The organism is Paenibacillus borealis (genome assembly GCF_000758665.1).
GTDB classification, from domain to species: Bacteria; Bacillota; Bacilli; order Paenibacillales; family Paenibacillaceae; genus Paenibacillus_AQ; species Paenibacillus_AQ borealis.
Map to the genome: position 1 here is coordinate 6,148,651 of NZ_CP009285.1, position 12,992 is coordinate 6,161,642.

Genomic DNA, 12,992 nt, shown 5'->3' on the forward strand with positions numbered 1-12,992 from the left:
GGGCTTATCCACCCCCCTACTTAAAGGTTATGCACCGCCTCTTTAAAAATACGCCCGCGCTCCTCATAGGATGTAAACATATCCCAACTGGCACAGGCAGGAGACAGGAGAATTACATCTCCTGCTTCCGCAAGAGCGGAAGCCTCCCGCACAGCCTCTTGCAGCACGGCGGCGGCGCTCTCCCCATTATCGACGGAGATGATGGTCTTTACTCCTGCCAGCTGTGCAACTGCGGCCAGCTTGTCCTTCGTCTCCCCGAGGGCCACCAGCGCCTTGACGCTCCCGCCGAGGACAGGCAGCAGCTCCATGTAATCAGAACCGCGGTCCAGCCCTCCGGCAATGAGGATCACCGGCTTCTTGAAGGAGCCTAGCGCCATAGTCGTCGCTTTGGAATTGGTAGCTTTGGAATTGTTATAGTAGGCAGCCCCCGCCTTGTCTGCCACATATTCCAGCCGGTGCTCCACACCGCGGAAGGAAGCCAGCACCCCGCCTAGCACAGCAGGGTCCGCACCTGCGGCAATGGCAATGCCGCAGGCGGCCAGCGCATTCTCCACATTGAAACGGCCCGGAAGGCCGATCGAATCCACATCGGCTATTTCGGTCTCGCTCTCCGTGTAATCACGGTAGATAATGACACGCTTCAGATCATCTTCTGTATCCGGCACAAAGGACGGACGGACAAAGATGCCCTGAACCAGTTCTTCAGTGGTGGAGAAGGGCAGGATGCCTGCTTTGATATAAGGAATCAGCTCGCGGCAAACCGGGTCATCCCAGTTCAGTACGGCGGTGTCACTCGGCCCCTGATTCGCGAACAGCTTGGATTTGGAGGCAACATAATCCTCCATCCCCCCATGATAGTCTAAATGAGTCTCGGCAACATTCAGCAGGGCAGCGACCTTGGGCCGGAAGGCTTCCGTACCCTTGAGCTGGAAGCTGCTGAGCTCGACAACCATCCAATTGTCCGCATCAGCCTCCTGTGCGGCCTGACAGAGCGGTGTACCGATGTTTCCGGCAACAATGGGCCTCATCCCCGCTGCTTCCAGCATACGGCCCACCCAGGTCGTTGTCGTCGTCTTGCCGTTGGAGCCCGTAATGCCGATCATTGGTGCGGCGCATAGATGATAGGCCACTTCTACCTCGGTTACGATTTCGATGCCAAGCTCAAGTGCCTGCTGCACCGGAGATACGGAGTAGGGAATCCCGGGATTCTTAACGACAAGGGCTACCCCCTCATGAATCAGCCCCTCCGGATGCCCTCCGCATATAACAGAAATTCCCAAAGATTCCAGTTCGGAAGCTTCGGGACTTTGATCTCTTTCCTTTTTATCATTGACCGTCACAACCGCGCCGCGTTCATGCAGCACCTTGGCCACCTGGACCCCGCTTTTGGCGAGCCCCAGGACGACCACTTCTTCACCACGGTACAGATCCGGATGCTTCATATGTTACAACCCCTTGATGAGATATAGTCCAGCAGCCGCCAGCACCAGGCTTACCGCCCAGAAGGAGACAACAACACGCCACTCCGACCAGCCGCCCAGCTCAAAGTGATGGTGGATCGGGCTCATTCTGAATACCCGTTTGCCGCGTGTCTTGAACGAAGCGACCTGAATAATTACGGACAGCATTTCGACTACGAAGACGCCGCCGATCACCACGAACAGCAGCTCGGTCTTGGTAACAATGGCAATGGCGCCAATGGCGCCACCAATACCGAAGGAGCCGAAATCACCCATGAACACCTTAGCAGGATGGGCATTGAACACCAGAAAACCGAGTACTGCACCAATCATCGCGGCAGCGCAGACACCGGCGGCAATCGAGGTTGCCTGCATGGCGACCACAGCAAAAGCAGCGAGCGCGATGGCACTGACGCCGGACAGCAGGCCGTCCACCCCGTCTGTGAAATTGACTGCATTGGTTACCGCCATCATCATCAGGACAATAAACGGATAGTAGAACCAGGCGCCCCAGTCAAAGCTCACTGACGTTCCCGGGATGCTGATGTTTGTATTATGTCCGCCGGAAATCAGCAGAGCGCAAAGAACGATACCGACCAGCAACTGGCCTGCAAGCTTCTGGCGCGCGGTCAGCCCGAGGGAGCGTTTGAAGACAATCTTAATATAGTCATCCAGGAAACCGATCAGACCGTAACCCAGCGTAGCTACCAGAAGTACGTAGAAATCCGAATTAATTACCGAGAATTTCAGAAAAGACAGCGTGAACGCCACCATGATGATAATTCCGCCCATCGTTGGTGTTCCCGCCTTTTTCAAATGGGTCTGTGGACCGTCGTCGCGAACCTGCTGCCCGAACTTCATCCGGCGCAGCAGCGGAATAATCAGCGGAGCGGCAATGACCGCAAGGATAAAGGACACAGCAATAGTCAGCAGAAGTAATTGATAATCCATGGGTACACCCCCTCCATTAGTTTAAGTTAGCTTCAGAATATTCTTTCAGGCGGTGAAGCACTTCCTCCAGACGCATCCCTCTGGATGCTTTGAACAATACAACATCCTTGGCACCGCATTTGGTGTTCAAGGCAGTGATTAATGCTTCTTTGTCTGTAAAAGCAAATATACGGCCGGCCCCGAATCTCTCCGCCGCAGCCTCCGCAATATGAGCAGCGAGCGGTCCGAAAGTGTAGACCTCATCCGTCAGTGCAGGATCAAGATAGCTGCCGGTCTGCTGGTGGAACAATACTTCATCAGGCCCAAGTTCCAGCATGTCCCCCAGCACAGCGATTCTGCGCCCGCTGCATTTCATGGACTGCAGCACATCGATCGCAGCCCTCATGGATGTAGGACTGGCATTGTAAGCATCGTTCAGCAGCGTCAGACCGTTTGCCGCCTGGATCACTTCAATGCGCATACCAGTCAGCTTAAGGCCGGCTAATCCGGTCTCTATGTTCTCGTCAGTCACACCGTAATGGCGCGCAACCGCTAGTGCAGCGAGTGCGTTAATGACATTGTGACGTCCCGGCAGAGGCAGCGTGAAGGCACGCTCCGCATGAAGATGCGAGGTGAAGGTCATTCCGCCGCCATGAGACATAAGACCTGTCGGATAATCGTCATTGCCTTCGGACTGGCCGAACCGGAAGCGGAGCATGCCCTCCGGCGGGTTAAACCCGGGCTCTGCCATAACTTCTGCAAGCAGCGGTTCGTCCCCGTTATAGATGAGCAGGCCTCCCCGCTTAAGTCCGTCTACTATCTCAAGCTTGGCCCGGGCGATTTCCTTGCGGGACCCGAGCTGCAGCAGATGTGATTCGCCTACATTGGTAATTACAGCCACATCAGGAACAGCTAACCCGGACAGCAGGGCAATCTCTCCGCGTGAGCTCATGCCCATCTCCAGCACAGCGATTTCGACATCGCTGTCCATAGAGAGGATGGTAAGCGGCAGACCGATATGATTATTGAAATTGCCCTGTGTTTTGTGCACCTTATACTGCACATCAAGCAGAGCGGTAATCATATCTTTGGTTGTGGTCTTGCCATTACTGCCCGTTACGGCAACGACACGGGGCGCAAGCTCCCCCAGATAAGCCGAGGACAGCTTCTGCAAGGCGGCCAGTGTATCCTCCACCAGGATTACAGCGCCGCCTTCAGGGGCAGGCCCCTTGTCCCGCTGCCAGAGCGTAGCGGCTGCTCCTGCCGCCAGAGAAGCAGCAGCGTAATGATGGCCGTCAAAGTTATCTCCGACCAGCGGAACGAACAGGCAGGCAGGCGTAATCTTGCGGGAATCGGTTACGACCCCCGCAACTTCGATATTCTTATCTTCAGCAGAGGACAGCTCTCCTCCGCACATTAGCGCGATAGTATACAGCGTTCTTGTAATCAATAGCTTCGGCCCCTTATCACTTCTTTGGCTACGATGCGGTCATCAAAATCATGAACCACTCCGCCGATTAGCTGATAGGTCTCATGACCTTTCCCCGCAATCAATACTACATCGCCGGGGCTTGCCATTTCAATAGCTTTTCTAATCGCTTCGCGCCGGTCAGGAATCATCTCATACCGTTCCTGCTCCACGCCTTCCTCAAGGAGACCTGCCTCAATATCGCGCAGAATCAACAGCGGATCCTCCGTCCGGGGATTGTCGGAAGTGACCATGACGCGGTCGCTGTATTTAGCAGCTATTTTGCCCATCAGCGGCCGTTTGGTCGTATCCCGGTCTCCGCCGCAGCCAAAGACGGTAATGACCTTGCCGGCAGCGAATTCACAGACAGCCTTCAGCACATTCTCCAGACCATCAGGCGTGTGCGCATAGTCTACGATCACCGCGAAATCCTGTCCGGCATCCACAGACTCTACACGGCCGTCCACACCGGCTACCGACTCCAGACTGGCTTTGATACCTTCGAGCGGCACACCCTCCAGCAGAGCAGCAGTAATGGCCGCAAGCGCATTATATACATTGAACTTGCCGACCATGCGGAGCGAAATATCTGTCTCACCCTTAAACGTATTCACATGGAAAAAAGTTCCTTTGGACGTGATGGAAATTTGTGAAGCCCGGACGTTCGCAGAACTGTCGATCCCATATGTAATCACTTCCGCTGCGGTCTGGTCAGCAAAATAGCTGCTTGCTGCATCATCCGCGTTGAGAACGGCGTATTTACGTTCTTCCTTCCAGGGGGAGATCACATTGCCGAGCCGCGAGAAGAGCAGCGCCTTAGCCGAGCGGTACTCCTCCATCGTATGGTGATAATCCAGATGATCCTGGGTCAGGTTCGTGAATATCGCCGTGCGGTAGTCCGTCCCCTTCACCCGTCCCTGCTGAAGCGCATGGGAGGATACCTCCATCACACAGCACTGCACGCCTTTGGACGCCATATCGTTCAAAGTACGCTGAAGCTCAAGGGATTCCTGTGTAGTCCCGGACATCGGATAGCTTTGTCCGTCATAACGCATCTGAATCGTCCCGATCAGCCCAGTCTTCACACCATGGTCCTGCATAATCTGCTCAATCAGATACGTGGTGGTGGTTTTGCCGTTGGTGCCGGTAATCCCAATCATCTTCATCCGGCTGCTGGGTGAGCCGAAGAAGGCATTCGACAGCACGGACATCGCAAACCGGCAGTCATCTACCACGATCTGCGGAAGATCGATCTCCAGCTTCCGCTCGCACACAAGGGCAGCTGCACCGCTGGCGGCAGCCTGTGGCGCATAATCATGTCCATCCACCGTATGACCGGGCAGGCAGATGAACAAATCGCCCGGCTTAACCTTGCGGGAATCCACCTGCAAATCCGTAATCTCGATCTCACCTTCCCCGTATAGACACGAAGCGGCAAGACAGGATGACAGTTCATTAATTTTCATAATAATCCCTCACTCTACATTTGTCAGACTACCTTATTATTCACTGGAAGTTCCCATATAAATCCGGATGGTTGAGCCCTGCTCAACTCTCGCTCCCGCTTTGGGCGCCTGATTAATCACTGTATTGCCTGATCCGGAGCGGGCCAGCATGAAATTCATGTTCAAATCCTCATAAATATCCTGAACGGTAGCTCCTGTAAGATCAGGAACCGTCACAATCGGAGTTTCGCCATATTTATAGGTCTTCGGCAGCTGATCCTTGCGCTGCGGAACCTTCAAATAATGAAGGGAATCCTCAAGAATATTCTGGACAATCGGAGCTGCTACCACACCCCCAAACTGAATTCCCTTGGGATTGTCAACTGCGGTGTAGACCACGATCTGCGGATCGTCCGCCGGCGCAAATCCGATAAAGGATACGATATGCTCTGTAGGAGAATACCGGCCGTTAATAACCTTCTGTGCCGTCCCTGTCTTGCCTCCCACACGGTAGCCGTCAATGAATGCCGGCCGGCCTGTGCCTTTGGCAACCACGCTCTCAAGGGCAGCCCGCACTTTCTTCGAGGTCTCCTCCGAGATCACCTGCCGCACTTCCTCCGGCTCAACCTCGGATACAACATTTCCGGTATCCGGGTTAATCCAGGCTTTGGCGACATGCGGAGTATACAGCTTGCCGCCGTTAATCGCTGCAGACACCGCTGCAATCTGCTGGATCGGTGTAACGGACACCCCTTGGCCAAAGGCCGTGGTGGCCAGTTCGACCGGGCCCACCTGCGCGGGCTTGAACAGAATCCCGTTCGCTTCACCGTTGAGGTCGATCCCCGTCTTCGTGCCAAACCCGAAATCACGGATATACTTAAACAGGGTATCCTTGCCTAGACGCTGGCCCAGGGCCACAAATCCGGGGTTGCAGGAGTTCTCCACCACTTCGAGGAACGTCTGGCTTCCGTGTCCGCCTTTTTTCCAGCAGCGCAGCTTGGCACCGCCGACTTCAATATAACCCGGATCGAAAAAATGCTCATTCTGCAGATCAACCTTACCCTCCTGGAGTGCAGCAGCCAGGGTAATGATCTTGAAGGTGGACCCCGGTTCGTACGTCATCCAGATCGGCAGATTCCGGTTATATACTTCAGCATCGTATTCCTTATAGGAGCCCGGCTCATAACCCGGACGGCTTGCCATGGCCAGGATCTCACCATTGCGGGGGTCCATGGCGATAGACCAGGCACCCTGTGCCTGATACTTCACCATGGCCTGATCCAGCTCGCGCTCCATAATCGACTGGATCTGCTTGTCGATCGTCAGCTGCAGACTCAGTCCGTCCTGCGGTTCAGTATACTTCTCCGACGAGCCCGGCATCAGCCGTCCTCCAGCATCGGACAGATACGATATATTGCCTGCGCTACCCTGGAGCAGCTTATCGTATATGCTCTCTATCCCGGTGATCCCCTGATTGTCAATTCCCGTGAAGCCAAGGATATGCGCGGCTAAATCGCCATAAGGATAATACCGTTTGTTATCCTCAGCCACAACGATGCCCGGCAGCTGCAAATCACGGATGCTCGCGGCAAGCTCCATCGTAATTTTGCGGCCGCCGGGCTGCAGTTTCACCGAGGCTTTCTTTTGGGTCAGCAGAGTGACCAGCTTCTCCTCGGTCATGCCGAGCAGCGGAGCCAGCTGCTTCGCGGTCTGTTCCTTCTCCTTGACCTGCACAGGAATGGCATAAATCGTTGGTGAGCTGATATTATAAGCCAGTGCAACGCCCTCCCTGTCCAGAATCTCGCCGCGTTTGGCAGTGAAGGGAATATTCCGCCGCCAGGATTCCTCAGCCTTGGCGCTCAGCTTCTCCCCTTGTGATAACTGTACATAGGCAAGACGCACGGCCAGCGAACCGAACAACACGGCCAGTCCCAGCAGCGTCCACAGCATTCTCCGCCGAGTTATGACTTTCGAAACCTTCATCCCGTTCTCCCCGCTTTCGCTCGTATAGACATGATCTCTTATCTTCATGACTATTCGGGACAAACAGGGGTTAGAACAAGCCTGTATGGGCGTTACTCCGCAGTGTCCTCTGCATCGGTGTCAGTGTTGACGGCTACAGGGATGTTCTCCCCGTATTCATTCATGGGACTGAGTTTCAGAGAGACATGAGTTTTGCCGTTATTCTTGGTCTGCGTCTGCTCTGTGACATAACCTTCGCCATCGACCGTTATGCCAACCTTCAACAGATTGAGAATTTCCAGGGCATCACGAAGGGATTGCCCCTTCAAATCGGGAATACTCATCGCTTCATCCTGCTGGGTAAGCAGATAAATCCGCTGTCCGGCAGCCAGTTTAGTACCTTTATCCGGATATTGTCTGATGACCTTCGCCCCTGTGCCGACAATCTCGAAATCAAAGCCCTGGTTAAGAAGCAGCTGTCTGGCTTCCTTCACCGTTTTGTCCGCAATATCAGGTGTGCTGCGCAGGTCGGAGGAGCTTGTTGACACATTGACTGCCGTTTTACTGCTGCCAGTAGCATCTTCTTCAACCGCTTTGGGTACGCCCATATATTGCAGGGACTGGGATACAATCTCTTTGAAAATAGGTCCGGCCGCGGCTCCGCCGCCGGCAGCATCTGCAGGCTCATCAATAACGACGTAGAGCGCTATCTTCGGATTATTGGCCGGAGCATATCCGAGGAAGGAGGCAAGCACCTTATCCCGGTCATACCCGCCCTTGCCGTCAGGCTTAATCGCTGTCCCGGTCTTGCCGGCCACCCGGTATCCTTCGATATAGGCATGCCGTCCGGTTCCGATTACCTGGTCTGCTACGACCTGCTCCAGGTAGCTGCCGGTTTCACGGGCGCTTTCCTCGGAAATGACCTGGCGCACAACCTCCGGCTGAGTGACCGTAGTCTTACCTGTATTAGGATCGGTGACCTCCTTCACTACATGCGGCACCATCAGCTTACCGCCGTTCGCTATCGCCGCTATCGCCGTGAGCTGCTGAATCGGTGTAACCAGCAGCTTGCCATGGCCATAGGCCAGTGTAGCATTCTCTATCGGCCTGCTCGGATTAGGGTTAACAATACCGGTGGTCTCGCCCGGAAGGTCAATGCCCGTCTTTTCCGTGAATCCGAAATCCTTGATATATTGCAGCAGCTTTTCCTGGCCCAGCAGTTCATAACCAATCTTGACAAAGGCTACGTTGCTGGAACGTTTGACCCCTTGAAGCAAAGTTATATCTCCATAACCGGCTCTATTCATATCATAGATAGGTTTGCTGTACCCTTTGATCCGGATAGAGCCCGAATGGACAGTCTCTTCCGGATTAAACAGATTTTCCTCAACTGCACCAGCCAGCGGTACAATCTTGAACGTTGAGCCCGGCTCAAACCTCGACATGATGGCGTGGTTATAGAAGCCTGCCGCATCCTGATTAAGGTCATAATATTTATTCGGATTGAAGGTCGGCATATTCGCCAGTCCCAGAATCTCCATCGTATTCGGATCCGCAGCAATGACGCTTATCGACTTTGGCTTGTACTCGGCATAGGCCTTCTTCATCGCCTCTTCGATATAATGCTGAATGGTGCTGTCGATGGTCAGCTTGAAATTGCTTCCGTTCACTACAGGCTGGTACGTATCCTGCGAATCCGGGAGCTTGATTCCCTTGCCGTCACTCTGATAATTCAGCTTGCCATCCGTACCGGAGAGTTGTTTGTCGAAGTACTTTTCCAGCCCCATGACCGCATTGCCGTCCCTGTCGGTGTAGCCCAGAATATGCGCCGCCAGTGAATCCTTCGGATAATAACGCTTCTGCTCTCTAACAAGCCCTACACCTGTTTCCAGGGTATCATGCTCTTTCTTGAGCTTATCCACAAAAGCCGTTACCTTATCGGCCAGATCCTGATCAATTTTCCAGCCTTCGTTGCGGATTTCACGGTTCTTGTAGTAGTTGCCCTTATCATCTTTGGCCTCCACCAGCTTCTTCAGCTCATCAGCAGGCTTGCCCAACAGTTCATGCAGCCCCTGGATAACCTCTTCACCGATCTTCTTTTCGGCAATGACTTCAGGATTTACAACAACCGTATAGGCAGGTACGTCACTGGCCAGAATACTGCCGTTACGGTCTTCAATCACACCGCGTACCGCTTTGATGGTTGAGGTATGCGCCCACTGCGAGGCTGCTTCCTTCTGCCACTTCTCACCCTGCATCACCTGAATCCAGAATACTCTGCCGACTAAAACAAGAAAAAAGAGGGTAATACACCCTCCTATAAACAGCGTGCGAAGTTTTATTCTCTTTACCATAGCAAACCTCACAGATTCTATTATTGCGATTGAAGTCAATCGCTGATTAGTTGCCGGCTTTGTCAGTGACCTGGCTGCTAAGCGGTACATAGATGGTTGAATCAACAGGGGGAGTCTTATATCCCATTTCTTCTGCTCTCTTGGCTACCGTCTGTTCAAGCGTCTGCTTCTCCATCTGGTAAGTAGCAATTTGCTTCTTGTTCTTAGCGATCTCGTTATCCAGCTTCTGTGCCTGCATGTTCAAATCGTAAATATGGACGTAACGCCAGATCAGGGAGGCAGCTACCAGGAGAAAGGCTCCCAGCGTCAGCATATACAAAAGCTTCTCCTGCAGCGGAAGCACTCTCCGCCTTGTGACGACTTTTGTCTTCTCACGGTAAAGCGGGTTTACCTCTTCTTTTCTCTTGGGTTGAACTGCTAAATTGCCGCGGGTATAGGCCATCTCTGATTCTCCTTTATCGTCATTTACAATTTCTCTGCAATGCGCAGTTTGGCTGAACGGGCACGTGAATTAAGCTCTAATTCTTCTTCTCCGGGTACGATGGGCTTGCGGTTAATCAGCTTCAAGGTTCCTTTAGCTCCGCACACGCAATACGGCAGGTCAGGCGGGCAGGTACATCTGCTTAAATAGCTGCTGAATATCTGTTTGCAGATCCGGTCCTCCAGCGAATGGAAGGTAATGACCGATACCCTTCCTTCAGGCGCCAGGCAGCGTACAGCTGCATGCAGCCCGTCCTCAAAAGCGCCAAGCTCGTCATTGACCGCAATCCGCAGACCCTGGAAGCTGCGCTTGGCAGGATGTCCGCCTGTTCTCCGCGCAGCCGCCGGAATACCTTCCTTAATCAGTTCGGCCAGTTCTCCGGTGCTCTCCACGGGCTGTTCCTCCCGGCGCTCCACAATCTTGCGGGCGATCCGCCGTGAGAACTTCTCTTCTCCATACTGGAAAAGCACACGGGCAATTTCCTGCTCACTCCAGGTATTAACGATATCGGCCGCGGTCAGCTGTGCCGACTGGTCCATCCGCATATCCAGCGGAGCGTCGTGATTGTAGCTGAATCCCCGCTCTCCTTCATCAAACTGCGGAGAGGATACCCCAAGATCGAACAGGATCCCGTCCACTTGAGGAACTCCATCCTTTTGCGGAACAAACGGCAAATCCTTCAGCACTTGTTCGAGATCACGGAAGTTGGTCTTAACCGTGACCACTTTGTCTCCGTACTCGGCTAATCTCTCTTTGGCATTATTCAACGCCCAATCGTCCTGATCCAGACAGATCAGCCGGCCTTCACCGCTAAGCTTGGATGCAATAAGCGAACTGTGCCCGGCTCCTCCGAGCGTACAGTCAACATATATACCATCCTTCTTGATGTGCAGCCCTTCTGTCGCTTCTTCCTTAAGCACCGTGATGTGGTGAAACAAGCTGCATCCCTCCAAGGCAGTAATTCGAATTGTATGTTTTATAGATCAAAATTGAAATCAACCAATTTCTCGGCAATTTCGTTGAACGATTCCTCTGACTGTTCGAAGTACTGCTCCCATAGCTCCTTGTTCCAGATCTCCACCCGGTTCGAAACGCCCAGAATAACACAGTCCTTGTCCAGCTTGGCATATTGCCGCAGATTCCCCGGCAGATTTACCCTGCCCTGTTTGTCCCATACACATTCGGTCGCTCCTGAGAAAAAAAAGCGGCTGAAGGCACGGGCATCCGATTTCATCAGTGAAAGGCTTTTGAGCTTTTGCTCCATGATTCCCCATTCTTCCATGGGATAAACGAACAAACAGGAGTCCAGGCCGCGGGTCGCTACGAAGGAGGTTCCGAGCAATTCACGGAACTTAGCCGGGATAATGATCCGGCCTTTGTCGTCAATGCTATGCTGGTATTCCCCCATAAACATGATCGTTCCCCACCCCTAAGTACCGATTCCCCACTTTGCCCCACTTTTCACCACTTAAGCATAATAGATTCGCCATTAAAAATCAAAAACCTTTTTCATAAGCAAGGTAATTTTTTCTTGTTTGTCAAGTGGCTCTGCAATATTCCGTAAAAAATAAAAACCCGGGCCAGTTGATTGGCTCCGGGTTTTGCAGATCCATTCTTTAGTCGTTCAGATTCCAGCTGTCCAGGTAGTCCACCTGTGCCTGCGTCAGGCAGTCAATGGCGATTCCCAGACTCTCCAGCTTATAACGCGCAACCTGCTCATCAAGCTCATACGGTACATTCTCCACCTTGACGCCGATGCTCTTATAATTATCATTCACATATTTGAGGGATAAAGCCTGCAGCGCAAAAGTGGTATCCATTATTTCTGCCGGATGGCCATCGGCTGCGCCCAGGTTCACCAGACGTCCTTCAGCCAGCAGATACAGCTTGCGTCCATCCTTCAGCAGATACTCTTCGATATTCTTCCGCACCGTCCGCTGAGAGGTGGAGCGTTCGGCCAGCTCCGGCTTGTTCACTTCCACATCGAAGTGTCCGGCATTGCAGAGGATTGCTCCATCCTTCATGACATCATAATGCTCGCCGCGGATAACATACCGGTTACCGGTCACCGTAACGAAGAAGTCGCCGCGCTTCGCAGCTTCCAGCATAGGCATAACATGGAATCCGTCCATGTGGGCTTCTACCGCCTTAATCGCATCCACTTCAGTAACAATTACATTCGCTCCAAGACCCTTGGCCCGCATCGCCACCCCTTTACCGCACCAGCCGTAGCCGACCACGACCACCGTCTTGCCGGCCACAATCAGGTTGGTTGTGCGAACAATGCCGTCCCATGCCGATTGCCCTGTACCATAGCGGTTATCAAACAAATATTTACAATAGGCGTCATTTACAGCCACCATCGGGAATTTCAGCATGCCTTGCTTCTGCAGTGCCTTCAGCCGGATAATTCCTGTAGTTGTTTCTTCAGCGCCGCCGCGGATATTCTCCATCAGATCAGGACGCTCGGAATGCAGCAGGGTGGCGAAATCTCCGCCGTCATCGATAATCAGGTCCGGTTTGCTCTCCAGCGCCTTAATGTTCAGCGCCTTGAATTCCTCAGGAGACGGATTATATTTGGCAAATACAGTGATGCCGTCCTCAACAAGTGCAGCGCACACATCATCCTGAGTAGACAAAGGATTCGAGCCGGTAATCGTAACTTCGGCACCGCCTGCCTGCACCACCTTGGCGAGATAAGCTGTCTTGGCTTCCAGGTGAAGCGTGATCGATACCTTAAGGCCCTTGAACGGCTGCTCTGCTTCGAACTGCTCACGGATACGGTTCAGTACCGGCATATGCTGGCGAACCCAGTCGATTTTGAGATGCCCCTCGGGCGCGAGTGACATGTCGGTAACGATACTATTTTCCTTGGATAATGAACTCATGTTA

Annotated in this window: 10 protein-coding genes; all 10 read right to left on the reverse strand. The window is 53.2% G+C overall.

Annotated elements, in window-relative coordinates:
- Positions 1 to 20 precede the first annotated feature (20 nt).
- The 10 genes from murD to PBOR_RS26165 all read right to left on the reverse strand — a co-directional run bounded on the left by murD (position 21) and on the right by PBOR_RS26165 (position 12,988).
- Positions 21 to 1,442: a UDP-N-acetylmuramoyl-L-alanine--D-glutamate ligase gene (murD, locus tag PBOR_RS26120; protein ID WP_042216709.1), complete on the reverse strand. Its 1,422-nt coding sequence runs from the start codon at positions 1,440 to 1,442 to the stop codon at positions 21 to 23.
- A 3-nt stretch (positions 1,443 to 1,445) separates the two neighbouring features.
- Positions 1,446 to 2,411 (reverse strand): phospho-N-acetylmuramoyl-pentapeptide-transferase, encoded by a 966-nt coding sequence (gene mraY, locus PBOR_RS26125; RefSeq protein WP_042216712.1) that lies wholly within the window; start codon positions 2,409 to 2,411, stop codon positions 1,446 to 1,448.
- Positions 2,412 to 2,427: 16 nt separating this feature from the next.
- Positions 2,428 to 3,840: a UDP-N-acetylmuramoyl-tripeptide--D-alanyl-D-alanine ligase gene (locus tag PBOR_RS26130; protein ID WP_042216714.1), complete on the reverse strand. Its 1,413-nt coding sequence runs from the start codon at positions 3,838 to 3,840 to the stop codon at positions 2,428 to 2,430.
- Positions 3,837 to 5,324: a UDP-N-acetylmuramoyl-L-alanyl-D-glutamate--2,6-diaminopimelate ligase gene (locus tag PBOR_RS26135; RefSeq protein ID WP_042216716.1), complete on the reverse strand. Its 1,488-nt coding sequence runs from the start codon at positions 5,322 to 5,324 to the stop codon at positions 3,837 to 3,839. The genes PBOR_RS26130 and PBOR_RS26135 overlap by 4 nt, the downstream gene beginning before the upstream one ends.
- A gap of 36 nt (positions 5,325 to 5,360) precedes the next feature.
- Entirely contained in the window at positions 5,361 to 7,286 is a 1,926-nt protein-coding gene (locus tag PBOR_RS26140; RefSeq protein WP_042216718.1) for a stage V sporulation protein D, read from the reverse strand.
- 92 nt (positions 7,287 to 7,378) lie between these two features.
- Positions 7,379 to 9,619 carry a penicillin-binding transpeptidase domain-containing protein gene (locus PBOR_RS26145; protein ID WP_042216720.1) on the reverse strand — a complete coding sequence of 747 codons (2,241 nt, stop codon included), beginning with the start codon at positions 9,617 to 9,619 and terminating at the stop codon, positions 7,379 to 7,381.
- A 46-nt stretch (positions 9,620 to 9,665) separates the two neighbouring features.
- Positions 9,666 to 10,061, reverse strand: a complete 396-nt coding sequence (locus tag PBOR_RS26150; RefSeq protein WP_042216723.1) for a hypothetical protein — start codon at positions 10,059 to 10,061, stop codon at positions 9,666 to 9,668.
- 23 nt (positions 10,062 to 10,084) lie between these two features.
- Positions 10,085 to 11,038: a 16S rRNA (cytosine(1402)-N(4))-methyltransferase RsmH gene (gene rsmH / locus PBOR_RS26155; RefSeq protein WP_042216724.1), complete on the reverse strand. Its 954-nt coding sequence runs from the start codon at positions 11,036 to 11,038 to the stop codon at positions 10,085 to 10,087.
- 38 nt (positions 11,039 to 11,076) lie between these two features.
- Positions 11,077 to 11,514 (reverse strand): division/cell wall cluster transcriptional repressor MraZ, encoded by a 438-nt coding sequence (mraZ, locus tag PBOR_RS26160; protein WP_039304237.1) that lies wholly within the window; start codon positions 11,512 to 11,514, stop codon positions 11,077 to 11,079.
- A gap of 202 nt (positions 11,515 to 11,716) precedes the next feature.
- On the reverse strand, positions 11,717 to 12,988 hold the full coding sequence (locus tag PBOR_RS26165; protein WP_042216725.1) for an adenosylhomocysteinase: 1,272 nt from the start codon (positions 12,986 to 12,988) through the stop codon (positions 11,717 to 11,719).
- Between the last annotated feature and the right edge of the window lie 4 nt (positions 12,989 to 12,992).

Bases quoted from the DNA above. Each gene is read 5' to 3' on its own strand.
- PBOR_RS26165 (WP_042216725.1), bottom strand. From the start codon at position 12,988: ATGAGTTCATTATCCAAGGAAAATAGTATCGTTACCGACATGTCACTC.
- mraY (WP_042216712.1), bottom strand. From the start codon at position 2,411: ATGGATTATCAATTACTTCTGCTGACTATTGCTGTGTCCTTTATCCTT.
- murD (WP_042216709.1), bottom strand. From the start codon at position 1,442: ATGAAGCATCCGGATCTGTACCGTGGTGAAGAAGTGGTCGTCCTGGGG.
- PBOR_RS26135 (WP_042216716.1), bottom strand. From the start codon at position 5,324: ATGAAAATTAATGAACTGTCATCCTGTCTTGCCGCTTCGTGTCTATAC.
- PBOR_RS26140 (WP_042216718.1), bottom strand. From the start codon at position 7,286: ATGAAGGTTTCGAAAGTCATAACTCGGCGGAGAATGCTGTGGACGCTG.
- mraZ (WP_039304237.1), bottom strand. From the start codon at position 11,514: ATGTTTATGGGGGAATACCAGCATAGCATTGACGACAAAGGCCGGATC.
- PBOR_RS26145 (WP_042216720.1), bottom strand. From the start codon at position 9,619: ATGGTAAAGAGAATAAAACTTCGCACGCTGTTTATAGGAGGGTGTATT.
- PBOR_RS26150 (WP_042216723.1), bottom strand. From the start codon at position 10,061: ATGGCCTATACCCGCGGCAATTTAGCAGTTCAACCCAAGAGAAAAGAA.